Source organism: Nocardia sp. NPDC051463, from assembly GCF_040681975.1.
Lineage (GTDB): Bacteria > Actinomycetota > Actinomycetes > Mycobacteriales > Mycobacteriaceae > Nocardia.
Window position 1 is genome coordinate 1 of sequence record NZ_JBFBAB010000049.1, and the last position, 24,904, is coordinate 24,904.

General features: G+C 66.2%; 23 protein-coding genes and 1 tRNA gene. 18 read left to right on the forward strand and 6 right to left on the reverse strand.

The window, feature by feature from the left end:
* On the reverse strand, positions 1–205 hold a 205-nt coding region (locus AB0M74_RS34080), incomplete at its 3' end, for an acetyl-coenzyme A synthetase N-terminal domain-containing protein (protein ID WP_366530426.1).
* 444 nt (positions 206–649) lie between these two features.
* Between AB0M74_RS34080 and AB0M74_RS34085 the strand changes: the two genes are divergently transcribed.
* From AB0M74_RS34085 to AB0M74_RS34100, 4 genes are all read left to right on the forward strand, one after another.
* Entirely contained in the window at positions 650–2,257 is a 1,608-nt protein-coding gene (locus AB0M74_RS34085) for an ABC transporter substrate-binding protein (RefSeq protein ID WP_366530427.1), read from the forward strand.
* A gap of 63 nt (positions 2,258–2,320) precedes the next feature.
* Positions 2,321–3,247 carry an ABC transporter permease gene (locus AB0M74_RS34090; protein WP_366530428.1) on the forward strand — a complete coding sequence of 309 codons (927 nt, stop codon included), beginning with the start codon at positions 2,321–2,323 and terminating at the stop codon, positions 3,245–3,247.
* Complete coding sequence (locus AB0M74_RS34095; protein ID WP_366530429.1) at positions 3,240–4,193, forward strand: ABC transporter permease; 954 nt, start codon at positions 3,240–3,242, stop codon at positions 4,191–4,193. Before AB0M74_RS34090 ends, AB0M74_RS34095 begins: the two co-directional genes overlap by 8 nt.
* 8 nt (positions 4,194–4,201) lie before the next feature.
* Complete coding sequence (locus AB0M74_RS34100; protein ID WP_366530430.1) at positions 4,202–5,893, forward strand: ABC transporter ATP-binding protein; 1,692 nt, start codon at positions 4,202–4,204, stop codon at positions 5,891–5,893.
* A 71-nt stretch (positions 5,894–5,964) separates the two neighbouring features.
* Here AB0M74_RS34100 and AB0M74_RS34105 read toward each other — a convergent pair whose 3' ends face one another.
* Entirely contained in the window at positions 5,965–6,831 is an 867-nt protein-coding gene (locus tag AB0M74_RS34105) for an alpha/beta fold hydrolase (RefSeq protein ID WP_366530431.1), read from the reverse strand.
* An 86-nt stretch (positions 6,832–6,917) separates the two neighbouring features.
* Here AB0M74_RS34105 and AB0M74_RS34110 point away from each other — a divergent pair, with 86 nt between their 5' ends.
* Together AB0M74_RS34110 and AB0M74_RS34115 are read left to right on the forward strand one after the other, a co-directional pair.
* A complete protein-coding gene (locus tag AB0M74_RS34110) occupies positions 6,918–7,394 on the forward strand; it encodes a MarR family transcriptional regulator (protein ID WP_366530432.1) in 477 nt (158 codons plus the stop codon).
* Between the two features lie 16 nt (positions 7,395–7,410).
* Complete coding sequence (locus AB0M74_RS34115) at positions 7,411–8,157, forward strand: oxidoreductase (RefSeq protein ID WP_366530433.1); 747 nt, start codon at positions 7,411–7,413, stop codon at positions 8,155–8,157.
* A gap of 523 nt (positions 8,158–8,680) precedes the next feature.
* On the opposite strand, the gene AB0M74_RS34120 is transcribed toward AB0M74_RS34115, so the two are convergent.
* Positions 8,681–9,520: an HAD-IB family hydrolase gene (locus tag AB0M74_RS34120; protein WP_366530434.1), complete on the reverse strand. Its 840-nt coding sequence runs from the start codon at positions 9,518–9,520 to the stop codon at positions 8,681–8,683.
* Between the two features lie 546 nt (positions 9,521–10,066).
* Here AB0M74_RS34120 and ssd point away from each other — a divergent pair.
* From ssd to AB0M74_RS34155, 7 genes are all read left to right on the forward strand, one after another.
* Entirely contained in the window at positions 10,067–11,179 is a 1,113-nt protein-coding gene (gene ssd / locus AB0M74_RS34125; RefSeq protein ID WP_366530435.1) for a septum site-determining protein Ssd, read from the forward strand.
* Positions 11,176–12,363 carry a TadA family conjugal transfer-associated ATPase gene (locus tag AB0M74_RS34130; protein ID WP_366530436.1) on the forward strand — a complete coding sequence of 396 codons (1,188 nt, stop codon included), beginning with the start codon at positions 11,176–11,178 and terminating at the stop codon, positions 12,361–12,363. Before ssd ends, AB0M74_RS34130 begins: the two co-directional genes overlap by 4 nt.
* Positions 12,360–13,151 (forward strand): hypothetical protein, encoded by a 792-nt coding sequence (locus tag AB0M74_RS34135; protein ID WP_366530437.1) that lies wholly within the window; start codon positions 12,360–12,362, stop codon positions 13,149–13,151. The genes AB0M74_RS34130 and AB0M74_RS34135 overlap by 4 nt, the downstream gene beginning before the upstream one ends.
* A gap of 172 nt (positions 13,152–13,323) precedes the next feature.
* Complete coding sequence (locus AB0M74_RS34140) at positions 13,324–13,938, forward strand: type II secretion system F family protein (RefSeq protein WP_366530438.1); 615 nt, start codon at positions 13,324–13,326, stop codon at positions 13,936–13,938.
* A gap of 195 nt (positions 13,939–14,133) precedes the next feature.
* Positions 14,134–14,319, forward strand: a complete 186-nt coding sequence (locus AB0M74_RS34145) for a DUF4244 domain-containing protein (protein WP_366530445.1) — start codon at positions 14,134–14,136, stop codon at positions 14,317–14,319.
* A 53-nt stretch (positions 14,320–14,372) separates the two neighbouring features.
* Entirely contained in the window at positions 14,373–14,687 is a 315-nt protein-coding gene (locus tag AB0M74_RS34150; protein WP_366530439.1) for a TadE family type IV pilus minor pilin, read from the forward strand.
* 98 nt (positions 14,688–14,785) lie between these two features.
* Positions 14,786–15,148, forward strand: a complete 363-nt coding sequence (locus AB0M74_RS34155) for an Rv3654c family TadE-like protein (RefSeq protein ID WP_366530446.1) — start codon at positions 14,786–14,788, stop codon at positions 15,146–15,148.
* A 289-nt stretch (positions 15,149–15,437) separates the two neighbouring features.
* On the opposite strand, the gene AB0M74_RS34160 is transcribed toward AB0M74_RS34155, so the two are convergent.
* The gene (locus tag AB0M74_RS34160) at positions 15,438–17,852 is read right to left on the reverse strand and encodes a DEAD/DEAH box helicase (protein ID WP_366530440.1); all 2,415 of its coding nucleotides are present in this window, start codon (positions 17,850–17,852) and stop codon (positions 15,438–15,440) included.
* Between the two features lie 436 nt (positions 17,853–18,288).
* On the opposite strand from AB0M74_RS34160, the gene AB0M74_RS34165 reads away from it, so the two are divergent.
* From AB0M74_RS34165 to AB0M74_RS34185, 5 genes are all read left to right on the forward strand, one after another.
* A complete protein-coding gene (locus AB0M74_RS34165; protein ID WP_011206895.1) occupies positions 18,289–18,495 on the forward strand; it encodes a cold-shock protein in 207 nt (68 codons plus the stop codon).
* A 392-nt stretch (positions 18,496–18,887) separates the two neighbouring features.
* Positions 18,888–21,773: a type I DNA topoisomerase gene (gene topA, locus AB0M74_RS34170; protein ID WP_366530441.1), complete on the forward strand. Its 2,886-nt coding sequence runs from the start codon at positions 18,888–18,890 to the stop codon at positions 21,771–21,773.
* Between the two features lie 84 nt (positions 21,774–21,857).
* The gene (locus AB0M74_RS34175; RefSeq protein WP_366530442.1) at positions 21,858–22,361 is read left to right on the forward strand and encodes a DUF664 domain-containing protein; all 504 of its coding nucleotides are present in this window, start codon (positions 21,858–21,860) and stop codon (positions 22,359–22,361) included.
* Between the two features lie 408 nt (positions 22,362–22,769).
* Positions 22,770–23,975, forward strand: coding sequence for a DNA polymerase III subunit delta' (locus AB0M74_RS34180; RefSeq protein ID WP_366530443.1), 1,206 nt, complete (start codon positions 22,770–22,772; stop codon positions 23,973–23,975).
* 82 nt (positions 23,976–24,057) lie between these two features.
* Positions 24,058–24,130, forward strand: a tRNA-Thr gene (locus AB0M74_RS34185).
* A gap of 94 nt (positions 24,131–24,224) precedes the next feature.
* Here AB0M74_RS34185 and AB0M74_RS34190 read toward each other — a convergent pair.
* Positions 24,225–24,458, reverse strand: a complete 234-nt coding sequence (locus tag AB0M74_RS34190; RefSeq protein WP_366530444.1) for a hypothetical protein — start codon at positions 24,456–24,458, stop codon at positions 24,225–24,227.
* 125 nt (positions 24,459–24,583) lie between these two features.
* The gene (locus AB0M74_RS34195) at positions 24,584–24,853 is read right to left on the reverse strand and encodes a tyrosine-type recombinase/integrase (RefSeq protein WP_366530447.1); all 270 of its coding nucleotides are present in this window, start codon (positions 24,851–24,853) and stop codon (positions 24,584–24,586) included.
* Positions 24,854–24,904: the final 51 nt, after the last annotated feature.

Genomic DNA, 24,904 nt, shown 5'->3' on the forward strand with positions numbered 1-24,904 from the left:
CGAACCATTTCGCGACGGGTGCGTCGCGCCAATCGAGGACCTGTGTCCAGGGCTGATCCCAGTGCAACCGCCCGGCCTGCTCGGCCCAGAACGCGTCGCGATCGGTCGCGGCCCGCTGATACAACGAGGCATCCGCGTTTGCCGCCGTAGCGAATTCCGGGGTCGGCGGGTACGAGTCCGTGTGGTCGGCGGTGGTATCGGTCATCTCGTCTCTTCCTTCACGAAATCTGCAGCGCTCGATTCGACGCGCCCGGTGTGGGCCAGTTCGACAGTAATCAACTGTGACCCAGGCCGCGTCCGGTGTGCCCACCGGGTTTCGATCCCGTCACCGCGGCGGGTATCCGGCCCGATCGCCTGACAAAACGACCCCGCGCTGGCTATCGTCTTCTTCAACCTCTTAGAACACCGGATGGCCCCAGTATCGGCATAGTTCCGGTAGATCAGCATTTTCATCGCTAAGTTTTGTGTGTTTCGGCCATGTTGCCGGATTGGTAACAAGTGGAACGAACCTTGGTCAATCCAATGACAAACGGTCGTCCGAATAGCTACTGTCCCAGGCATTCCAAGGCGATCGAGTCGAGGCGCGCTGGGAAGGACTCACGCGTGCGTCGCGGATCCCCTTCGCCTGTCTCGAAATCGGGAGAACGCGTTGAGATTCAACAGAGCTACAGCGTTGATCGCGGCAGTACTGCTGGCCACAAGCCTCGGGCTGTCCGCGTGTTCGTCGAGCGATAGTGCCGACGCTGACATCGTCACGACGAACGGTGGTGAACCACAGAATCCGTTGGTGCCCACCAATACCAACGAGAATATGGGCGGCCGCGTAGTCGACCGGCTTTTCGCCGGACTGAAATATTACGATGGCAAGGGCGTGGCCCACGATGAGCTGGCGGAGTCGATCAAGACCACCGATCGGAAGAATTACACGATCACCCTCGAGCCGAATTGGAAGTTCACCGACGGCAGCACGGTGACGGCCAAGTCGTTCGTCGATGCGTGGAACTACGGTGCGCTCGGAACCAACGCGCAGCTGCAAAGCTACGTGTTCACCCCGATCTTGGGATTCGACGAGGTGTCGGCGGAAAAGCCGACGGCACAGACGATGTCGGGCCTGAAGGTGGTCGACGATCGCACGTTCACCGTCGAGTTGAAGCAGCCGTCCATCGATTTCGAGACCGAACTCGGCTATGCGCCGTTCTATCCGCTACCCGAGGCGGCGTTCAAGGACATGAAGGCCTTCGGTGAGAACCCGATCGGCAACGGCCCGTACAAGTTCGCTCGCACGGGCGCGTGGGAGCACAACGTCAAGATCGACTTGGTGCCCAACCCGGACTACCAGGGGGGCCGCCCTGCCAAGAACAAGGGCCTGCGGTTCGTCATGTATCAGTCGTTCGACACGGCCTATTCGGATCTGCAGGCGGGCAATCTCGACTCCCTCGACACCATCCCGGACAGCGCGCTGACCTCCTACAAGAAAGACCTCGGTGATCGCGCGATCCTCGCGCCGACCGCGCAGAACCAGCACATCGGTGTCCAAGCCAACCTCGCGCACTTCGGCGGGGCAGAAGGGCTGCTGCGGCGCAGGGCGATCTCGATGGCGATCAACCGCCAGCAGATCTGCGACACCATCTTCAACGGCACCAAGACTCCGGCGCGTGACTTCACCGCAAGCACCCTGCCCGGGTTCGACGGGAACCTGCCCGGCTCCGAGGTACTGAAGTACAACCCGGAGGAGGCCAAGAAGCTGTGGGCGCAGGCCGATGCCATGTCACCGTGGTCGGGTCGTTACGAGATCGCCTACAACTCCGACGGCGGTCACCAGGCCTGGATCGAAGCCGTTGCCAACAGCGTGAAGAACACCCTCGGTATCGACGCGGTCGGTACGCCGTACCCGACCTTCAAGAACATCCGGGATCTGGTGAACGCCAAGACCATCGGTAAGGCGTTCCGCTACGGCTGGCAGGGCGACTACCCGACTATGCTGCAGTTCCTGACCTCGCAGTACTACAGCTACTCCGAGACCAACAACGTCGACTACAAGAGCACCGAATTCGATGGTCTGCTCGACGCCGCGCTCGCGGCGCCGACGCTCGAGGAGTCGTACAAGATCGTGGCGCAGGCCCAGGCCCTGCTGATCAAGGACATGGCCGATATCCCGGTGCTCGACTACCTCGCCGCGGCGGGACGGTCGGACAAGGTGAAGAAGGCCGAACTCGCGTGGAACGGTCTGTTCGACTTCGAGAACATCGAGAAGTAGCCGCTCGGCTCGGTCGTGCCGCCAACCCGGGGGCACGACCGCGCCGCTCACCCAGGAGACGAAATGGCCTGGTATGTCGTGCGGCGTCTGCTCCAAATGATCCCCGTGTTCCTCGGGGCGACGCTGCTCATCTACGCACTGGTTTTCCTAGTTCCGGGCGATCCGATCCACGCGCTGGCAGGCGATAGGCCGATGACGCCTGCGGTGGAAGCCCAACTTCGTGCCCGCTATCACCTCGACCGCCCGTTTTTCGTGCAGTACCTGCTGTACCTCGAGGGCATCTTCACGCTCGATTTCGGCACCGCCTTCTCCGGCAGGCCGGTACGCGACGAGCTGGCGCGGGCCTTCCCGATCACGATCAAGCTGTCGCTCATGGCGGTCCTCATCGAGGGCGTCTTCGGCGTCATCTTCGGCCTGATCGCGGGTCTGCGCAAAGGCAGGCTCTTCGACTCGACCCTGCTGGTGGTGAGTCTGGTTATCATCGCGGTGCCGATCTTCGTGATCGGTTTCCTCGCCCAGTTCCTGCTCGGGGTGAAATGGGGCATCGCGCCGGTGACTGTGACCGGCAAGGCGAGTATCGGCGAACTGCTCGTCCCGGCGATTGTGCTCGGTTCGCTGTCGTTCGCCTACGTGCTGCGGCTGACTCGAAACTCGGTGGCGGAGAATATGTCCGCCGACTACGTACGGACCGCGACCGCCAAGGGGCTGAGCAGGCCTCGGGTTGTCACCGTGCATATTCTGCGCAACTCGATGATCCCGGTCATCACCTTCCTCGGCGCCGACCTCGGAGCCCTGATCGGCGGCGCCGTCGTCACCGAGGGCATCTTCAACATCCCGGGCGTGGGAGGCACGCTCTACCAAGCGATTACGCGCGGCGAACCACCGACGGTGGTCTCCTTCGTGACGGTCCTCATCGTGATCTTCCTGATCTCGAATCTGCTCATCGATCTGCTCTACGCCATGCTCGACCCGAGGATTCGATATGCCTGACCTCGATAAACACGGCCCGGACAGGCAGCGGCACTACGTCGCACCACCTGAGGAGGTGGAGGTTCTCGCCACCGACCAGGTCGACGAATCCGGCTCGCCGACCAGCATCTGGCAAGACGCATGGCGGCAGCTGCGCCGAAATCCGATCTTCCTCGTCGCCGCGCTGCTGATCGTCTTCATCGCGGTTGTCGTGCTCTGGCCGGGACTGTTCAGCGATCAGGACCCGCGCTACTGCAACGGCGATTTCAGCATGGATCCGCGCGGGCCGGGCCATCCGTTCGGCTTCGACAAACAGGGTTGTGACGTCTACACCCGAACCGTCTACGGCGCACGGGCTTCGGTGCTGGCCGGTCTGGGCGCGACAACGCTGTTCCTGTTCATCGGCGGTACGCTCGGGGCGCTCTCCGGCTTCTATGGCGGGCCGCTCGATTCGGTCGTGTCACGAATCGCGGAGATCTTCTACGCGATTCCGCTGATGCTCGCGGCGATCGTCATCATGCAGCTGCTGGACTCACGGACCATCTGGACGGTCATCCTGATTCTGTCCGCGTTCACCTGGCCGCAGGCGGCGCGGATCGCGCGCAGTGCGGTGATCGAGGCCAAGAACAGCGAGTACGTCACCGCAGCGAAAGCGTTGGGCGTCTCACGAATACGGACCCTGCTGCGTCATGTGCTGCCGAATGCGGCAGGCCCGCTGATCGTGGTCACCACGATCTGGCTCGGCGCGTTCATCGTCACCGAGGCGACCCTGTCCTACCTCGGGGTCGGGCTGCCGCGCACGATCGTGTCCTGGGGTTCGGATATCAACACCAATCAGCACGAGCTACGCGGTGGTTCGCCGATCCTGTTCTATCCCGCAACAGCGTTGGCGCTCACCGTACTGAGCTTCATCCTGCTCGGTGACGCCGTGCGCGACGCGCTCGACCCGAAGGCCAGGAAGAGGTGACCGCGGCGATGTCCGATAAACCACTGCTCCAGATCGAAGATCTCAACGTCTGCTTCAGTTCCGAGGGCAAGAAGATTCCGGCGGTCCGCGACGTCAGTCTGTCGGTCTATCCGGGGCAGACAGTGGCGATCGTCGGTGAATCCGGCTCCGGGAAAACCACCACCGCGCACAGCATCATCGATCTGCTGCCCGGCACCGGACAGGTCACCTCCGGCTCGATCGTCTTCGACGGAAAGGACCTCGCGAAGGCGTCGAAGAAGGATGTCGTCGCCGTGCGCGGCAGCGGCATCGGCCTGGTCCCGCAGGACCCGATGTCGAATCTCAACCCGGTGTGGAAGATCGGGTTCCAGATCCGGGAGACGTTGGTGGCCAACGGAATAGCCAAGGGCAAAGCCGCCGAGAAACGAGCGATCGAACTGCTGGAGGAAGCGGGGATGTCGGACGCGCAGCGCCGCGTCAACCAGTATCCGCACGAATTCTCCGGCGGCATGCGCCAGCGTGCGCTCATCGCGATCGGGCTGGCGTGCCGGCCGAAATTGCTGATCGCCGACGAGCCGACGTCGGCGCTCGACGTCACCGTGCAGCGGCAGATCCTCGACCACCTCGACGGGCTCACCAGCGAACTCGGCACGGCGGTCCTGCTGATCACCCACGATCTCGGTCTCGCCGCCGAGCGCGCCGAGCACCTGGTGGTGATGTACCGCGGTCGGGTGGTGGAATCCGGTCCCGCGCTCGAGATTCTGCGTGAGCCACAGCATTTGTACACCAAGCGGCTGGTGAACTCGGCGCCTTCGCTGGCCTCGCAGCGGCTGTCCTCGGTGCGTGCGCGCGTCGAGATACGCACACAGGCCGTTGCGGTCGCGGAGGAGGCCGCCGCGGCTGACACGGAGTCGACGACGGTCTCCGATGATGTGGTGGTCGCGGAGAATCTGACCAAGGCGTTCAAGATTCGCGGTAACGCCCCGTGGAAGTCGTCGGACTTCATTGCGGTCGACGAGGTGTCGTTCCGACTGATGCGCGGCACCACCACGGCCATTGTCGGTGAGTCCGGATCCGGCAAATCCACTGTCGCGCACATGGTCCTCGGCTTGCTGGAGCCAACGGCAGGGAAGGTGACTTTCGACGGGAAAGAGGTCGCGAAGCTGGACCGCAAGGGCGCCTTCGCGTTCCGCCGCCGGGTGCAGCCGATCTTCCAGGATCCCTATGGCTCACTGGATCCGATGTACTCGATCTATCGCACCATCGAGGAGCCGTTGCGCACGCATCGGATCGGCTCATCCAAGGAACGCGAAGCGACGGTGCGGGAACTGCTGGACAAGGTTTCGCTGCCCTCGACGGTGATGCGCCGCTATCCGAACGAGCTGTCCGGTGGACAGCGTCAGCGCGTGGCCGTTGCCCGTGCGCTGGCACTTTCCCCGGAGGTGGTGGTCTGTGACGAAGCGGTCTCCGCGCTCGATGTGCTGGTGCAAGCCCAGATTCTGAAGCTGCTCAACGATTTACAAGCCGAGCTCGGGCTGTCATACCTGTTCATCACTCACGACCTGGCCGTGGTCCGGCAGATCGCCGACGATGTGCTCGTGATGCAGAACGGCAAGGTCGTCGAGGCCGCCACCACCAACGCGGTCTTCGACAATCCACGAGAGGAGTACACCCGGCGCCTGTTGGACGCGATTCCGGGACGCGACCTGTTGGCGGGGTGAGCGTTGCCGCGATCCCGCGCGGCCGGCCGGTACGCCGATCAGCGTGGTGGCCACTGCGGCACGCCGACGGATCAGGCGGTGTGCGCGAGGATGGCGGTGACAACCGAATCCCATTGTGCCCGTGGCGCGATCTCGTGGCCCGTGTGCTCCATCGCGAGGAAGCGGGCGCCGGGAATTTCGGTGGCGAGGGCTCGGCCGTGCCCGATCGGGAAGAGCGGATCCTCGGTGCCGTGGAGCACCAGGGTCGGCGCGGCGATCTTTCCCAGCCGATCCCGCCACGGCGCACCGGCATCGATCATGAACGGGTTGGTGAGTTGGGCCGCAATGTTATTCGCGCGGTCGATGATTCGTTCTGCCTTGGCCTGCCGGGCCGCGGTGTCGAACGGCTGGCTCGCCGCGGTGAAGGGGCGATCGGCCTCCGCGAGGTACTCGACAACAGCGGCCCGGTCCGACCAGTCCGGTTCGGCGGCCTCGCCCGCGAAGAAGGCGTGGAGTTCCGGGGTCATGTCCGGGAGGTCGGGGTACTGGTGGCCGGGACCGCCGGGTGTCGAGGAGGCGAGCGTCACGGTGGCGACCCGATCGGGGTGATCGAGTGCGACCAGTTGCGCGACCGCCGCACCCTGCGACATGCCGATCAGGTGCGCCCGCTCCAGGCCGAAGGCGTCGAGGAGACCGACGGCGTCGGCAACCAGATCCCGCAGGCCATAGGGCGGCGCGCCCACCGGATAGGTGGCCGACCGGCCTGCGTCCCTGCTGTCGTAGCGGATCACGCTGCGGCCGCCTGCCACCAAACGCTCGATGAATTCTTCCTCCCAGGCCAGGAGTGATTCGCCTGCGCCGTGGATGAGCAGGATTGCGGGCTGCTGTGCCAGGTCGCCGAAAGTCTCTGTGTACAACTGGGTTTCGTTGACTTCGTGGATGTTCTGGTTGCCGATCACGTGCACCCCTTCCAGTTCCGTTACATGTAACGAATATCCTATCGACAACTTCGTTACATGTAAACAAGACCGGGTAAGCTGGCCATATGCCCAAGACATCGAACCGTTACGCGGCCGGTGAAGCGCGGACCGCCTGGGCGGCCTACCGACGGCTGCCACTACTCGTGGACACCGAGATCGCCCGCGATCTGGAGTCCGGCACCGGGCTGTCGATGCCGGACTATGACGTACTCGCCGCTGTGGCGGAGCTGGCGGGCGAGGCGGAATGCGTGCGGGTCAGCGGCCTCGCGGCGCGAATGCACTGGCCGCACAGCCGCCTGTCCCGCCAGCTCGGGCGGATGGAGCAGCGCGGCCTGATCGCGCGTGAGCCGTGTGAACGTGATGGGCGCGGTGACGACGTCGTGCTCACCGAGTCGGGACGGCAGGCGCTGGCGGCGGCGGGGCCTGTCCATCTCGAGTCTGTGCATCGGCACTTGCTCGACCTGTTGACTCCCGAGCAGCTCGCGGCACTGACCGGCATCGAGGAGACCATCGCCCGGCACCGAGCCACGCTGAGCGGCTGAACTAGCCTCGTATCCCGTGACCGATCCGCTACAGCCTCTCGTCGATCTGCCCGGTGTGCGCGAAAGCGCCGATCGAGCCCGCGACGCGCTCGCCGACGTGCATCGGCACAAGGCCAACCGGCGCGGCTGGCCGACTACGGCCGCCGAGGCCGCGGTGCGGGCGGCCCGGTCATCCGCCGCGATCGAGGGCGGTTCGACCGAACTGCCCGCCGACGGCAGGGTCGGCGATCCGATCCTGGCAGGGTCGCTGCGGGTGGGGCAGGCGCTGGACGGCGATGCCCTACGCAATCTCGCGGGCACTTGGCGTCGGGCCCCCTTGCAGGCGCTGGCACGGCTGCACCTGCTGGCCGCCGCCGATCTGGTGACCGAGGAGGCGTTGCTCGGTCGGCCCCGTTCCGACGCGGGCGTTGCCGAACGGCTCGACCTGCTGGTGCAGACGGTGCTCGGGTCCACCGCGCCCGCACCGGTGGTCGCCGCGGTGGTGCACGGCGAGCTGTTGGCCTTGCGGCCGTTCGGTACGGCCGACGGCATTGTCGCGCGGGCGGCGTCTCGACTTGTCGCGGTGTCCAGTGGGCTCGACCCGCACAGCCTCGGCGTGCCCGAGGTGTTCTGGCTGCGCAGGCGGCAGGCGTATCTGGATGCCGCGGCCGGGTTCGGCACCGGAGAGGCGAATGCTGTCGGCAGCTGGGTGATCCTGTGCTGCGGTGCTTTCGAGGACGGCGCTCGCGAGGCCACATCGATCGCTGATTCGGCGTCGGGATAAGCGGTGGGTCCGGGCCCAGGTGCCCCTACACGTCAAAGCGGGCGGCGTTGTCGTTGAACGACCTCACCGCCCGCTAGCACGGAAACCCGGTTACCAAGCGTGCTAGGTGGGTTGTGGTCTTCGGCCTCGGCGATAATTCGAACTCCGCCGGTTCATCCCCGCAACCTGTGCGAGGCCCTCGCCGTCGACAATTCGAATCTCGCAGGCCCACAACGCTTCTGCCCTTGTCGCGGCGCGCTCCGCGTGGGTACCTGGCATCCGTGCTGGGAAGGGTGGACGGGAGACTGAGCCTTCTCTTCCGGCCCTGCCTTGGCCTTCCGACCTTCCGTAGTTACCTTTTTACACTGTGACAGCCCTCACATCAAGGCTTCGGAAAACATTCAATAATCGGCGTGCCCATCGGCGTTTCGTGGTTAAATCCCTGGTCGCGACATCGCGACCAGGGTGTCAGCAAACGCTCCGGCAAGCACCCCGCTGGCGCCCTATCAGCCGGAGCGGCGGGCAAGCGTGGATCAGTTAAGCCTCAGCGGCGGCGGCGCAGTAACCGGTAGCTGAGTGCGCCCGCCACCACCGCGCTCAATCCGACCACCGCGGTCGCGGCAAGGGTGGTCGACGACGGGGTCTGCAACCGCGACCACAGCGAAACCGGGTTGGAGAACGTCAGGGCCGGCCAGCCTTTGGCCAGCGCCTCGCGTCGCAGAGTGCGATCGGGGTTCACCGCCGTTGGGTGGCCGACCGCGCCGAGCATCGGCAGATCGGTCACCGAATCGGAATAGGCGTAGCACCGCGACAGGTCGTAACCCTCACTGGCGGCCAGCTTTTCGATCGCGGCGACCTTGCCTTCGCCGTAGCAGTAGAACTCGACCTCGCCGGTGTATCGACCGTCCACGACGACCATTCGCGTTGCGGCGGTGTGCGATGCGCCGAGCGCCTCGGCGATCGGGCCGACGATCTCCTCGCCGGAAGCGGACACGATCACCACGTCGTGTCCGCGGATCTTGTGATCGGCAATGAGATCGGCCGCTTCGGCGTAGATCAGGGGGTCGACCATCTCGTGCAGCGTCTCGGCCACAATGGATTTCACTTGCTCGACGTCCCAGCCCGCGCACATGCTCGTCAGGTGGGCGCGCATCCGCTCCATCTGATCGTGGTCCGCGCCCGACAACAGGAACAGGAAGTGCGCGTAGCTGCTCTCGAGCACCGCGCGACGGTTCAGCAGACCCTGTGCGTAGAACGGCTTGCTGAACACGTACGTGCTCGACTTCGCGATCACTGTCTTGTCGAGATCGAAAAAGGCAGCGACACGTCCGCCGCCGGTGGTTAGTTGGTCCGGTAGCCCGGTTCGGTCACCCTCGGCAGTCACCCGTTCAGAATAGGCGGTTACTGCGCCTACGCTCCGTCCAGCGCGGGCGAGGGACGGACTGCGTCCGGCGGTGCCTGTTCGGCGGTTACTGCGCCTACGCTCCGTCCAGCGCGGGCGAGGGACGGACTGCGTCCGGCGGTGCCGTTTCGGGTGGTTACTACGGACCTGCACACGCGGTCTGTCCAGCGCGTCTCAGAGCCGAATTTTGGGTGGGTAGCGGGCCGTGTTCCGGGGCCTCGCGGTGGGTTTGCCCAGGGGACGCCGGGCCGGTGACAGCCATAAAGTTCTTCAACGACAGACTTGCGTTGTGGCCGGGACTTGGGTGTAGTATTGCTGGCACCTGGACATGGTCCAGGCGCGTTCAGCCCGACCCCCCGGGGCTGAACCCGACGGCCCCAGCCTCCTCCCCCCCCGGCTGGGGCCGTCCTCTATTCGGGGGACGGTTGGACTTCCCTCCCACTCCGGATCTATCCACATCCCTGGAGTTATCCACATTCGGCATATTGCCTCTATTGCACTGCTTCGGCTTCGACCACGCTGAGCTGCATGGATTTCGACGCTGCGCTGCCGGTCACGACGCCGCCGGCACTCGTGCTCATCAGCGATGGCCGTCTTCGGGACGAAGTGCGCCGTGTCGCGGCGGCCGCGGAACGTGGCCTCCACGAAGGTGAGCTGCCGATGGGCAGGCACGCCTGGACCGGCGCCCCGCTGGTGATCCTCGACACAGCGCTGGCGGGGGAGTGCGCGGCGGCCGGATATCTGCGGCGTGTCGGGGTTGTTCTGGTGACCGACGGCGAGCCGGAACTGTGCGATTGGCAGGCCGCCGCAGCGGTCGGAGCCGAGCGGGTGATCGCGCTCCCCGGCGCCGCGGTCGGGCTTATCGAGAAGTTTGCTGAGTACGGTGAAAACCGTATGGGGGACGGTGTGGTCGTCGCGATTGCCGGGGCCGGCGGCGGTGCCGGCGCATCCGTTCTGGCCGCTGCCACCGCTCTGCGCGCCGCCGCCGAACGGTTCCGGCGAGACACCGTGCTCGTCGACGGCGCACCGCTCGGCGGCGGCCTCGACCTGCTGCTCGGCATCGAGATGACCGCTGGCCTGCGCTGGCCGGATCTGGTGATCGAGGATGGCCGGGTGTCCGCGGCGGCACTGCACAGTGCGCTGCCCGCAGCGGGCCCCGGATTGTCCGTGCTGTCCTGTGGGCGCGGTGGTGCCGGACGCTTGCCGAGCGAGATCGGCCCCACCGCGGTGCACGCTGTTGTCGAAGCAGGCCGTGCCGCAGGCGATTTGGTGGTGTGCGATGTCTCCGGAGAGCGCGGCCCGCACGCTGACCAAATGCTCGACTCGGCCGACCTCGTGGTGCTGGTTGTGCCGGCTCGACTGCGGGCGATGGCCGCGGCGGAATCGGTCGCCGCCTACATCGGCAGACGAAACCCCAACCAGGGCTTGGTGGTACGCGGCCCAGCACCCGGCGGGCTACGCGGAAACGAGGTTGCCGAGATGCTCGACCTGCCACTGCTCGCCGCTGTCCGGGCCCAAGCGGGCCTTGCCGCCCGCCTCGAGCGTGGCGGACTGACCGTCGGCCGCCGCGGCCCACTCCGTGACGCGGCGGACGCTGTGCTCGCGGTGCTGAGCGCCCCCGCAGGGTGGGGCCTGCGATGAGCGCCTTGGTGACATCCGAGCTGCTGGATCGGGTGCGGGAGCGTCTTGCGGGTGGGGCGGGGGATCCGGATCCGGCGCAGGTGGCGGCGGCTATTCGGGCCGAAGCAGGCGGAGTTCTCGGTGACACGGATCTGTTACGCGCACTCCGATTGTTGCAGACGGAGATGACCGGTGCCGGGGTGCTGGAGCCGCTGCTGCAAGATCCGCAGGTCGCCGATGTGCTGGTCACCGCGCCGGATGCCGTCTGGATCGACAGGGGTCATGGGTTGCGACAGACGTCGGTCACGTTTCCGGATGAGGCCGCGGTGCGCAGGCTGGCGCAGCGGCTTGCCCTTTCGGCAGGGCGACGGCTCGACGATGCGCAGCCGTGGGTCGACGGCAGGCTCTCGGGAAGGGAAGCGGCGCTGGGGGATTCCTTCGGTGTCCGGCTGCATGCGGTCTTGGCGCCGGTGGCGCACGGCGGTACCTGTATTTCGCTGCGCGTGTTGCGTCCCGCCACGCAGGGGTTGGAGGCGCTCGCGGCATCCGGTGCGGTGGCGCCGGAGGCGAAACTACTGCTGGAGAGGATCATTCGGGCCCGGCTTGCCTTCCTCGTCGTCGGCGGCACCGGTGCGGGGAAGACCACCTTGCTGTCCGGCCTCCTGGCGGAGGTCGGACCCGAGGAACGAATCATCTGTGTGGAGGATGCGGCGGAGCTCGCGCCTCCGCATCCCCATGTCGTACGGCTGGTCGCGCGCACCGCGAATATCGAAGGCGTCGGCGAGGTGACGGTGCGCGACCTGGTGCGCCAGGCACTGCGGATGCGCCCGGATCGGATCGTGGTAGGCGAGGTACGCGGCGCGGAGGTGGTCGACCTGCTCACTGCGCTCAACACAGGACATGACGGGGGAGCGGGGACCGTCCATGCGAACTCCCCCCGGGAGGTTCCCGCGCGTCTGGAAGCCCTTGCGGCACTGGGAGGTATGGACCGGGCCGCACTACACAGCCAGCTCGCCGCCGCGGTGCAGGTGGTGATGCACGTGCATCGAAGGGCGGACGGTTCGCGCGGACTGCGGGAAATCGGCGTCGTACGCCGCGATGACGACGGACAGGTCCGCATCGCGGCGGCCTGGCGAGCCGACCACGGCCCCACTGCGGCCGCTACCGAACTGGCCGAACTCCTCGACGAACGGCTCGACCGATGATCGTGGCACTGATCTGTCTGGCGCTCGCGCTGTTGAGCGCTCCACAGCCGCGGGCACGGCGCCGCTTCATCAACCTGTTCGTTCCCTCTCGCGGCACTCGGAAACCGCAGCTCGGGAGCCTGTTTCGCGCCGGCATCGGGATCGGCATCGCCGCGACGGCGGTCGCCGGAATCGGCCCGCTGATCGCTGCGGCGCTGGTGGCGGGCACGGTCGGTATCCGGCTTCGTCGTGCTCGACACGACCGTTTACGCAATGCCGAATGCGCGTACCTGCTCGACGCGGTCGAAGCCGTCATCGGGGAGCTTCGGGTGGGTGCGCACCCGAGCGTGGCCGCCGCGGTCGCGGCACACGAATCCGGCGGCGAGGCGGCGCGTGCGTTCGCCATCAGCGCGGCTCGCAGCCGACTGGGCGGTTCGGGCGCTGACGGTCTGCGCCATCCGGACTCCGTGGTGGCCCTCGAGCTGGCCGGGATTGCCGATGCCTGGCGGGTTGCCGAACACCACGGCCTCGCCCTGGCCGAACTGCTGGCCGCGGCCCGTGCAGATCTCCAGGGTCGCATCCGTTTTCGTGGCCGAACCGCCGCCGCACTGGCAGGCGCCCGCGCCACCGCCGCCGTCCTGGCCTGTCTACCCCTGCTCGGCCTCGCGCTCGGCCAACTGATGGGCGCCGCACCGCTGAAAATCCTGTTCACCTCCGCCGTGGGCGCCGTCCTGCTCCCACTCGGCACCGGCCTCGCGTGCGCGGGCCTGCTGTGGACGGATGCGATCACCCGAAAGGTGCTGGCATGAAACGACTTGTGGGCGAGCTTGCGGTGACAGGCCGGTCGGGCCGCCTCCGTGTGGGCGGCCGCCGAAATGGCTCCTCGCCACAGCGGCGCGATCGTGCGACGTATGGGCTCGACAAGCGCGACAAGGCTCGATTGCCGGGCCCGATGGCAGTCGAATGCGAGGAGGGGGAGTGATGGGGATTTCCGGTGGGGTGGTGTTGCTGCTGGCGCTGGCGCTCTTTGTGTTGCCTGGGCGGGTGGCGGTGACCCGGCGCCTACGAAGACTGCGCGGTGGTGGTTCGCGACCATTGGTCAGGGCACCGGGGCGCCGCGGTGGCGATGATCCGCTCGCGGTCGCGTCGGTGTTCGATCTGCTCGCAGCGTGCCTGCGGGCGGGGCTGCCGATGGCGGGTGCCGCGCGAGCGGTGGCGCCGGGCGCGCCGGTGGTACTCGGTGCCGCACTGGTCCGAGCCGCCGACCTGCTGGCGCTCGGGGCGGATGCGGCGACAGCATGGGAGCGAGCGGCTGTCGACGTTGTGGGCAGGCAGGGGGCGGCAGCGGTCGAGTCGCTCGCACGGATGGCGCGTCGGTCGGCGCGGTCGGGAGCGTCCCTGGCGGCGGCCATCGGTGAGCTGGCTCAACAGCATCGTGGTGCGGTCGAGGACATGGCGGCGGCCCGCGCCGAGCGCGCCGGAGTGATGATCAGTGGCCCGCTCGGACTGTGTTTTCTGCCCGCCTTCATCTGCCTGGGCATCGTGCCGGTGGTGATCGGTCTCGCGGGTCGAGTCCTCGATGGAGGTCTGCTGTGAGCGAGCGAATCACGAAACCAGCACACCGGACCGATGTCGCGGCAGGCCGGCGAGGAGTGGTCGTGGCCGAGCGTGCTGCGACGCAGGGGAGGGCTTGCCCGCGCGGATCGGCCGCGTGGGCCGGAGAGAAAGGGGACGACGGTGCGAATCGAGCGGATGACGGATCGTGCGGTGCATCGACTGGGCGTCGTATATATGGAGCTGAGATCGCGACTGGTGCACGCGGTCGTCGCGGACGAGGGCATGAGTACCGCGGAGTATGCGATCGGGACGATCGCGGCAGCTGCCTTCGGCGCTGTCCTGTACGGGGTGGTGACCGGCGACAGCATCGTGAACGCATTGACGAAGATCATCGATCGGGCCCTCAGCACTGCGGTGTAGTCGGTCCGGTAACCGCCTGTGGTGCAACGGTTCTCGGTGATAATCGGGGTTCGGTGACGGTCGAGGCCGCCATTGCGTTGGCCGCGGTCGTAGTCGCCGTGGTGTTGTGTCTGGGTGCGATTCTCGCGGCATCGGCACAGGTGCGCTGTGTCGATGCCGCTCGCGAGGCAGCGCGGCTGGCGGCCAGGGGTGACCAGTCGAACGCGGTGTCGGCGGCCGAGCGGGTTGCTCCGCCCGCCGCCGATATCACGCTGCGCAGTGAGGGCGACCGCGTCATCGCTGTCGTTTCCGCCCGTTTTCCGCTGTTGCCGCTGTTGGTGCTGCGTGCGGAGGCCGTCGCGGTACGTGAGCCGGGAGTTGCGGGGTGATCGAGCAGCCGGTGCCCGGCGCAGTGTGTTCGGTCGCACAGTGGCCGCGTACAGCGCGGTGTCGGACAGCCAACGGTGTGCGCTCGAATGGTCAGGTGCTGACCAGGGGGCAGGCGGAGCGAGGCGGCGCGACGGTGTCGGCCTGCCTCGCGCTGGTGGGGCTGATCGGGGTGGCGCTGCTGGTCGGTCAGGTCGGTGTCGTGGTGGTGAGTCGGCATCACGCGCAGGCTGCCGCGGACCTCGCGGCATTGGCCGCGGCCGGTGCGTTGGAGCAAGGGGCGGAGGCGGGATGTGCACAGGCGTTGGAGATCGCACGGCACATGCGAGCGCGGATTCACGAGTGTGAAGTCACGCGGTGGGATGTGACTGTCGCTGTGGTGCGGAATGTACCAATAGGTCTGTATGGAAAGTGGACTGTTCGCGCTGTCGCTCGTGCGGGTCCTGTCGAAGACGGAGTGTGACCCGTGAGTAACCGACTCTCGTCAGCGGTCGGGCCGGGGCGTGTAATTCGGTAATTGGAATGATCGAATAATTGCGGTCTGGCATCAATTCCCGTGCGCAGCCGGACAAAAGCAATGAATGAATGCGCATGTCGAGACGGAAAGCCTATGGCAATAGCCCAGTTAACATGAATCTATTCCTTTTTATTCGGGCCGCATGCCGGGTACAGCGCGACAGCGTCGCCCGCCGGTTCGTGCCAGTGATCCTCCGGCCATATGGACACCGGGTCACGCAGGGGGGTCGGCACCGTCACGGATCGACTGTGGCGGCTTGACCTGGGGCGGGACGGTCAGGGGCAGCGTTCGATTCGGCAAGGACGGCTGTGAGCAGACGCCCTGCACCTGCCTTGTCCAGCGGGTGGTTGCCATTGCCGCACTTGGGCGACTGGACGCAGGACGGGCAGCCCGTCGTGCACGCACAGGATTCGATCACCGCGAGAGTCGCCGACAACCAGCGCCGCAGCTGTGCGAAACCGCGCTCGGCGAAGCCTGCTCCACCGGGCTGCCCGTCGTAGACGAACACGGTCGGCAGCCCCGTATCCGGGTGTTCGGCGGTGGACACGCCGCCGATATCCCAGCGGTCACAGGTCGCCACCAGCGGCAATAGGCCGATCGCCGCGTGCTCGGCGGCATGTAGCGCGCCCGGTGCCTGCTGCGGATCGATGCCGGCAAGGGCGAGCAGCTCGGGCGTCACGGTGTAGAGCACCGCTCGGGTGGACAGGGTCTGGGCGGGCAGATCCAGCTCGACCAGGTCGAGTACTTCACCGCTGAGCAGTGTGCGCAGGTAGCCGATGACCTGGCTGGTCACCCGCACCTGCGCCAACGCGGTGGTCACCCGGCCGTGGCGATGCTGTGCCGTCGTCTCGTCGACCACGATGGAGGTGACCGACCTGGCGCTGGTGGTCCAGCCGGGATCGGCGGCGTGCACGAAGGCGACACCCTCCTCCAAGTCCAGCTCGTCGACGACGTAGGTATCGCCTTGGTGCAGATGAACCGCGCCTTCGTGCAGCGTGGCAGTGGCACGTCCGGCGTCGGCCGTGCCCAGCAGCCTGCCGGTCTCGCCATCGACGATGGCGACCGGCGTGCCGATGCCACCGCGCACATCGACGGCGTCGTGCGGCTGAGTTTCCGCGGTGACATACCAGCGTGCACCCCCCTTCGCCCCGGCGAGCACCCGGCGTCGAATCAGCCCCTGGCCTGCGAGATCGGTAAGCAATTCGTGGGCGTCGAGTACATCGACCTCGGCGTCGGTGAGCGGGAGTTCCAGTGCCGCGCACAATAGTTGCGGGCCGAGCACGTAGGGGTTGTGCGGGTCGGTGATGGTGGCCTCGACCGGCTTGTCCAGCAGGGCCTCCGGGTGATGCACGAGGAAGGTGTCGAGCGGATCGTCCCTGGCCACGAGCAGGACCAGGGAGCCTTGGGTGCGGCGTCCGGCGCGTCCGGCCTGCTGCCAGAACGAGGCGACGGTGCCGGGGAACCCGGAGATCACCACGGCATCGAGCCCCGCGATGTCGACGCCGAGTTCGAGCGCATTCGTGGTGGCCGCCCCGAGTAAGGCCCCGGTGGACAGCGCGGTCTCCAGGTCCCGCCGGTCCTCAGCCAAATAGCCCGCGCGGTAGGCGGCCACCCGCTCGGCGAGGCTCGGATCGGTCTCCGCCAGCAGCCTGCGGGTCTCCATGGCGGTCAGTTCGGCTGCTCGGCGGGATCGGACGAAGGTCAGTGTTCGAGCGCCTTCGACCACCAGGTCCGCCATGATCCTGGCCGCCTCCGAGGTGGCCGAACGGCGAACCGGAGCGCCATTTTCACCGGTCACGGCGGTGAGCAGGGGTGGCTGCCACAGTGCGACAGTGCGTGGTCCCTGTGGTGAGCCGTCCTCGGTCACAGCGACGCAGGGCGCACCGATCAGCCGAGATGCGGCGGCTGCGGGTTCTGCCGTTGTCGCAGAGCAGAGCACGAATATCGGGTCCGCGCCGTAGTGTGCGGCGATCCGCCGCAACCTGCGCAGCACCAGCGCGACGTGTGAGCCGAAGACCCCTCGGTAGGCATGGCATTCGTCCACCACTACATAGCGCAGCCTGCGCAGCACCCTGGCCCAGCGCTGGTGCGAGCGCAGGATGCCGACGTGCAGCATGTCGGGATTGGTGAAAATCCAGCGGCCGTTCGCCCGTACCCACTGCCGGATCTCGGCCGGGGTATCGCCGTCGTAGCCGGCCGGATGTATATCCCGCAGCGCGCCTCGGTGCGTCAGATCGTTCACCACACGCAGTTGATCGGCGCCCAATGCCTTGGTCGGCGCGAGATAAAAGGCGGTGGCCCGTGGGTCCTCGCGCAGTGCCGTCAGCACGGGTAGCTGGTATCCCAGCGACTTACCGGATGCTGTACCGGTGCTGACCACGACGTGCTTGTCGCCCGCCGCCAGGTCGGCGGTCTTGGTCTGGTGCGTCCACGGCGCCGCGATGCCGGTGGCGTGGAACGCCTCGACCACCTCGGGCGACGCCCAATCGGGCCAGTTCGTGGTGACCGCCGCCCGGGCGGGCAGCTCGACGACGTGGGTCAGCCGTGGGTCACCGTCCGGGGCTCCACTCAGGACACGATTCAGCAACGATCGCCCGTAGCCGAGCGGGTTGCCGGCACGCATTCGGGTTGTCGGTTCGGTCGGATTCATGACTCGGGTGTCGCCACACGCACAGAAAGTGTGAAACGTGTGCGCTTTGGAAGCTTCACCTGCCTTTTCGATACCCAATAGCGACCTGGGTCACAGCCGGATTGCCAGACACTCACTCGGTTATCAGGAAGCAAACGAACCTCAAGTCCGGATTCCACCATTGTGTCCCTCACCTGCGCATTCGCAAGATCAACTTTTTTGCAAATTGTCGGTAACTCGACTGTTGAATTGCTCGGAGACATGGTTCACTGGTTCCTGGTCGCAAGCTTCTGTGTTCGAGGGACGGATCCAAAGTCCAAACCGTCAGCAGGATCGATGTTGCGAACGCTGTGCTTGGTGCTTTCCTGCAGGGGGAACCAACAGTACAACGATCGGAACGGACCCGGTGGGCGAACCTACTTGTCCACCGTTCCGGTAAGAAAAGAGAAGGAACAGAATGGCACAGGGAACTGTGAAGTGGTTCAACGCGGAGAAGGGGTTCGGCTTCATCGCGCCCGAGGACGGCTCCGCTGACGTCTTCGTCCACTACTCGGAGATCCAGGGGTCCGGCTTCCGCACCCTCGAGGAAAACCAGAAGGTCGAGTTCGAGGTTGGCCAGGGCACCAAGGGCCCGCAGGCCACCGGAGTTCGCGCGCTCAGCTGAGCACGCAACGATCCACAGCGCGTCCCTCACCACCGGCAACGGAGGTGAGGGACGAGCTATATCTGGGGCCGATACAACGGACACGCGCACAACCCAAGCGCGCCAATACCATTCGGTCTGTCGACGCGATCGACGCACGTCGAAGCCCTGGCGGCGACAGCCGAAATGCCAGGCCGCGAACACGCCGCGCGATCGGTGCCGCTGAAAAACAGGGCATACTGGTCGGCAATGACGCGCGTACGCTCTGTGGTTCGGGTCGCAAGCACCCGAACACACACAGCGTCAAGGTATAAACGTGTCTGGTGGCGCTAGAAGGCTGTCGCCGCCGCTTGCCCCAGCCGCGCAGTGCATGAACAGCGTCGCGCGGGTCGACAGGAAAGGTGTATTCGCCGGTGGCAACACGAGACCGCGGTGCAGCCGACCAGGGCCGTCCCCTGCGTCGTCTCGTGATCGTCGAGTCCCCGACCAAGGCCCGCAAGATTGCGCCCTATCTGGGCCGCAATTACACGGTCGAGGCCTCGGTCGGTCATATCCGAGACCTCCCACCCCGTGCGGCGGACGTCCCTGCCAAGTACAAGGGAAAGTCCTGGGCTCGTCTCGGTGTCGACGTCGACAACGACTTCGAGCCGATCTATGTGGTGAGCCCGGATAAGAAGGCCAAGGTATCCGAGCTCAAGAGTCTGCTGCAGGATGCCGACGAGCTCTACCTGGCCACCGACCCCGACCGCGAGGGCGAGGCCATCGCCTGGCATCTGCTGGAGACCCTCAAGCCGAAGGTCCCGGTTCGGCGCATGGTGTTCCACGAGATCACCGAGCCCGCTATTCTCGCCGCCGCGGCCGACACCAGAGATCTCGACAACGACCTCGTCGACGCGCAGGAGACCCGTCGCATCCTCGACCGTTTGTACGGCTATGAGGTCAGCCCGGTGCTGTGGAAGAAGGTCATGCCGCGGTTGTCGGCAGGCCGGGTCCAGTCGGTCGCCACCAGGGTGATCGTGCAGCGGGAACGTGAGCGGATGGCATTCCGCTCCGCCGAGTACTGGGATATCGCGGCGAAGCTCGACGCAGGCGGGGAAAACGGCGATGCCACCAACCCGCGGACTTTCGGGGCGCGGCTGGTCAACGTCGCGGGAGCTCGAGTGGCCAGCGGCCGAGATTTCGGTCCGGACGGGCAGCTCAAGGGTAACGGCGTCGTCGTGCTGGACGAGGCGCACGCGCGGCGGCTCGCCGCCGCCCTCGACGGCGCCGACATGGCGGTGTCCTCCGCGGAGGCCAAGCCCTACACCCGTAAGCCGTATCCGCCGTTCATGACCTCGACGTTGCAGCAGGAAGCGGGCCGCAAGCTGCGGTTCACCTCCGATCGGACCATGCGGGTAGCGCAGCGGCTGTACGAAAACGGCTACATCACCTACATGCGTACCGACTCGACAACCCTGTCGGAGTCGGCGATCGCCGCGGCGAGGTCGCAGGCGACGCAGCTCTACGGCGCGGAGTACGTGCACCCGACACCGCGTCAGTACACCCGCAAGGTGAAGAACGCGCAGGAAGCACACGAGGCGATCCGCCCGTCCGGCGACACCTTCGCCACCCCCGGCCAGCTACACGCCCGGCTGGACAACGACGAGTTCCGGCTCTACGAGCTGATCTGGCAGCGCACCGTCGCCTCGCAGATGGCCGATGCCAGGGGCACCACACTCACGCTGCGGATCACCGGCGTCGCGAGCAGTGGCGAGGAATGTGTGTTCTCGGCCTCGGGTCGCACCATCACCTTCCCCGGGTTCCTGAAGGCCTATGTCGAGAGCGTGGACGAAGAAGCAGGCGGTCAGTCCGACGACGCCGAGTCCAGGCTGCCGGCCCTCGACGAGGGCCAGAGCGTCACCGCGGTGGAGCTCGATCCCGATGGGCACAGCACCAATCCGCCCGCGAGATACACCGAAGCATCGCTGATCAAGACGCTCGAAGAGCTCGGCATCGGACGCCCATCGACCTATTCGTCGATCATCAAGACGATTCTGGACCGCGGCTACGTCTACAAGCGCGGTAGCGCGCTGGTGCCGTCGTGGGTGGCGTTCGCGGTGATCGGCCTGCTGGAGTCGTATTTCGGCAGACTGGTCGACTTCGACTTCACCGCAGGCATGGAGGACGACCTCGATGCGATCGCCGGTGGGCGCGAGCAGCGCGGAAACTGGTTGTCCGGCTTCTACTTCGGTGGCGATCACGGTGTCGAGGGTTCGGTCGCGCGTTCCGGCGGACTGAAGAAGATGGTCGGTGAGCGGCTCGACGAGATCGACCCTCGCGAGGTCAACTCGATCAAGCTCTTCGTCGACGAGGACGGTCGCGATGTCGTTGTCCGGGTCGGTAAGTACGGGCCGTACCTGGAGCGAATGGTCACCAATCCCGATGACCCCGAGGGTGATTCGATTTCGCAGCGAGCCAACCTGCCCGACGATCTGCCGCCGGACGAGCTGACCCCCGAGGTCGCCGAGAAGCTGTTCTCCACCCCGCAGGAGGGGCGTTCACTCGGCACCGATCCGGTGACCGGACACAAAATCGTCGCCAAGGAAGGCCGTTTCGGCCCGTACGTCACGGAGGTGTTGCCGGAGCCGCCCGCCGAGGAGACGCCCGCGCCTGCGAAGAAGACCGCGAAGAAGGCGGCGGCGCCGAAGCCTCGAACCGGATCATTGTTCAAGACAATGGATCTGGCCACGATCACCCTCGACGACGCGCTGAAACTGTTGTCGCTGCCGCGTGTTGTCGGTGTCGACCCCGCCAACAACGAGGAAATCACCGCGCAGAACGGGCGCTACGGCCCCTATCTGAAGAAGGGCACTGATTCTCGTTCCCTGGAGAACGAGGATCAGCTGTTCACGGTGTCGCTCGAGGAAGCGTTGCGGATCTACGCCGAGCCCAAGCGACGCGGCAGGCAGGCCGCGAGCGCGGCCGCGCTGCGTGAGCTCGGCAATGACGCGGCCACCGGTAAGCCGATGGTGATCAAGGACGGCCGGTTCGGCCCGTATGTCACCGACGGCGAGACCAATGCCAGCCTGCGCAAGGGCGACGAGGTCGAGTCGATCACCGACGAGCGGGCCTCGGAACTGCTTGCGGATCGGCGGGCCCGTGGACCGGTGAAGAAGGCCGTGGCCAAGAAGGCGCCTGCTAAGAAGACCGCGGCCAAGAAGACCACCACGGCCAAGAAGACCACCGCGGCCAAGAAGGCTACCGCCACGAAGACCGTCGCGAAGAAAGCCGCCGCGAAGACGACCGCCAAGAAGTCCTGAGCTACCTCGGCGCCCGATCATTCGGGCGCCGAGGGCTCGGATGTGGTGTCGTAGTGTGCGAATCGTTGTTGCGAAAGGACCCTGATGGCAGCCGAACAGGAACGTGAGGATCTCATCGCCGCGCTCGCGGGTCAGCGTGAGCTGTTCCGGATCACGCTGCGAGGGATCGACGAGGACCAGGCCAGGCAGCGCACTACGGCCAGCGAGCTGACCCTCGGTGGGTTGCTGCACCATCTGGTCAGCTGCGAGCGGCACTGGGCGACGGTCATCGAGGAACGCGACGAGACCGCCGAACTGGACGTCTCGAAGTTCGACGGCGAATATGCGATGGGCCCCGAGGAAACGGTGGCGGGTTTGCTCGCCGAATGGGATGCGTTGGCAACGGGCACCGCGAACCTGATCCGCGCCGAAGCGAGCCTGGACACCTCTATCCCCACTCCGACCACCCCGTGGACGCCCGACCGGGTGTGGTGGACGGTGCGTTTCACTGTGCTGCATATCCTGCGCGAGATCACCCACCACAGCGGGCACGCCGACATCATCCGCGAGGTGCTCGACGGCGCGAACACCACCTATCAGCGAGCCTGACGCCGTACGGGTAGGACATCACGGATGTCGTGAACACCGGAATCCCTGAATGGATCGTCATCGAGGGTTACGAGCATGTTCCTGGCCGCCCGCATCCGAGGGCAGCCATCCGCGTTCGACTGTGAGAGCGAGGCATCGACTGGATGCCATTCTCCGACAACGAAATTCGCTTCGGCCCGGCCTATGGAAAGGCGGGGACGGCCGTTGGCGCGGTTAGGTCACGATCGACCGTCTCCGGGGAGGCGCTGTGGCGGCTCGGACTACATCCCGACCGACCGGCGGTGTGGGTGACCGGACCAGACCTACCTGCCTGGTGGCATGCCACAACGGAGCGCAACGCTGGGCGGTGGTAGGTCGCCGTGGGCGGCCTGGATCACGGTGTCAGTGCGGGCGGCTAGGGTGTACGGCGTGGCGGGTGTCTTCGATCGGCTGGTCGGCCAGGATGTGGTCGAGTCGGAACTGACCGCTGCCGCTATCGATGCGCGTGGGGGCAGTATTTCCGGCGCGATGACGCATTCCTGGCTGTTCACCGGGCCGCCTGGATCGGGCAGATCCGTTGCGGCGCTGTGCTTTGCGGCCGCGTTGCAGTGCACCGCCGAGGGTGCGCCGGGGTGTGGTCGCTGCCACGCCTGTACGACGACGATGGCGGGGACGCACGGCGATGTCCGTCGGGTGATTCCTGAGGGACTCAGTATCAGCACCAAGGAAATGCGCGAGATCGTGCAGATCGCATCGCGGCGGCCGAGTACCGGACGCTGGCAGGTGGTGCTCATCGAAGATGCGGACCGGCTGACCGAGGCGGCGGGGAATGTGCTGCTGAAGGTTGTCGAAGAGCCCCCGGACCGTACGGTCTTTCTGCTCTGCGCACCCTCGGTGGATCCAGAAGACATCTCGGTGACGCTGCGCTCCCGGTGCAGGCATGTGCATCTGGTGACGCCGTCGGTGCCCGCTATCGCGCAGGTCCTGCAGGACCGCGACAGGCTCGACGCGAAGACGGCCACCTGGGCGGCCTCGATCAGCGGCGGGCACGTCGGTCGGGCGCGGCGTCTTGCCACCGACGAGGAGGCGCGCGGGCGTCGTCAGCGCGCGTTGGCCTTGGTATCCGCGGTGGCCCGGCCCGGCGCGGCCTACGCGGCGGCCGACGAGTTGGTCAAGTCCGCCGACGACGAAGCCAAGCAGATGAGTGCGGCCCGCGACGAACGTGAACGGGATGAACTCGCGACCGCGCTCGGTGCGGGTGGCACCGGTAAGGGTGCCGCGGGCGCGACCCGTGGCTCGGCCGGAGTGTTGAAGGACCTGGAGCGTCGGCAGAAATCCCGCGCCACCCGAACCGGCCGCGACGCACTCGACCGCGCCCTGATCGACGTCGCAGGCGTATACCGTGACGCGCTCGCGGTCCGCTTCGGCGCCGCGCGCAATGGTTCCGGTGTCGTGCTCACCCACCCGGACATCTCCGACCAGATCCACGACCTCGCCGACCGCGTCCGCCCCGAGGGCCTGCTGCGCTCGATCGAGGCCGTCCTCGCCTGCCGCGAAGCCCTCGACCTCAACGTCAAGCCCCGCTTTGCCCTGGCCGCTATGGTTGCCACCCTCATGTCCGCCCAATCGGGCTGAGCGCCGTCGTCCTGTATTGCCATGACCAGCCGTTTTCGCGATCCGGTCACCGAGACGATAGACTCGCCACGCCGAAAGGCACGCCGCCTTAGCTCAGTCGGTAGAGCGCTTCACTCGTAATGAAAAGGTCGGGGGTTCGATTCCCCCAGGCGGCTCAAATCCAATGGCCTCTGACATGCGGAAACGTATTCAGGGGCCTTTCTGGTATCCGAACACAGATTCGATATGCGTGCAGTGTGCGTGCCTGTGTCACCGAATAGGCGTTCGAGGGCTGCCCAATGCCTGGGCTCGTCGCACTGCGGCGATAGCGAGCTTGAGTGCTCGGAGAGATTGCTGATCCTGCTTGGTCGGTGTGGGAAGGCTGTTGACGTCCACACCCACCCGGATCGCGTCGGCGATGAGGCTCGACGGGTCTTCGGTCTTCGCTCGATCCCGGAATGTCTGCATCAGGCTCGGGGCGCCCCACCAATGCGCGTTGCTCATGCGCGAATGATAAGAATGTGGGTTTGACCGGCGGAGATACTGCGCTCTGAGACGTTGTGAACGTCTGGGGATAATTCTCGCGACAGTGTGTGTCAGTACGAACGTGCGGGCGCGTATGGACGAACCTAGACGCTCTTGCGGGTCCTCGGGATGAACGCGGTGACGTTGTCGGCGCTCGTCTGGGCTACGTCCTCGAACATGGACACGTAGACCTCCATCGTCAGCTTCATGTCGGCATGGCCGAGTGTTTCCTGAACGGTCTTCGGATCAGAGCCTGATGCGATCATGAGCGACCCGGCGGTGTGGCGAACATCATGCAGCCGGATCGGGGGCAGATCAGCCGCTGAGGCAAGGGGGACTGCCCCCGGTTCGGTTGACTCCTGACCTGTGAGGATTTCCTTGCAGTGGAAGGATCATCGATATGCCCAAGGCCTATCCCGAGGAGT

Bases quoted from the DNA above. Each gene is read 5' to 3' on its own strand.
- AB0M74_RS34090 (WP_366530428.1), top strand. From the start codon at position 2,321: ATGGCCTGGTATGTCGTGCGGCGTCTGCTCCAAATGATCCCCGTGTTC.
- AB0M74_RS34095 (WP_366530429.1), top strand. From the start codon at position 3,240: ATGCCTGACCTCGATAAACACGGCCCGGACAGGCAGCGGCACTACGTC.
- AB0M74_RS34100 (WP_366530430.1), top strand. From the start codon at position 4,202: ATGTCCGATAAACCACTGCTCCAGATCGAAGATCTCAACGTCTGCTTC.
- AB0M74_RS34110 (WP_366530432.1), top strand. From the start codon at position 6,918: ATGCCCAAGACATCGAACCGTTACGCGGCCGGTGAAGCGCGGACCGCC.
- ssd (WP_366530435.1), top strand. From the start codon at position 10,067: ATGGATTTCGACGCTGCGCTGCCGGTCACGACGCCGCCGGCACTCGTG.
- AB0M74_RS34130 (WP_366530436.1), top strand. From the start codon at position 11,176: ATGAGCGCCTTGGTGACATCCGAGCTGCTGGATCGGGTGCGGGAGCGT.
- AB0M74_RS34135 (WP_366530437.1), top strand. From the start codon at position 12,360: ATGATCGTGGCACTGATCTGTCTGGCGCTCGCGCTGTTGAGCGCTCCA.
- AB0M74_RS34140 (WP_366530438.1), top strand. From the start codon at position 13,324: ATGGGGATTTCCGGTGGGGTGGTGTTGCTGCTGGCGCTGGCGCTCTTT.
- AB0M74_RS34145 (WP_366530445.1), top strand. From the start codon at position 14,134: ATGGAGCTGAGATCGCGACTGGTGCACGCGGTCGTCGCGGACGAGGGC.
- AB0M74_RS34160 (WP_366530440.1), bottom strand. From the start codon at position 17,852: ATGAATCCGACCGAACCGACAACCCGAATGCGTGCCGGCAACCCGCTC.
- AB0M74_RS34165 (WP_011206895.1), top strand. From the start codon at position 18,289: ATGGCACAGGGAACTGTGAAGTGGTTCAACGCGGAGAAGGGGTTCGGC.
- AB0M74_RS34175 (WP_366530442.1), top strand. From the start codon at position 21,858: ATGGCAGCCGAACAGGAACGTGAGGATCTCATCGCCGCGCTCGCGGGT.
- AB0M74_RS34190 (WP_366530444.1), bottom strand. From the start codon at position 24,458: ATGAGCAACGCGCATTGGTGGGGCGCCCCGAGCCTGATGCAGACATTC.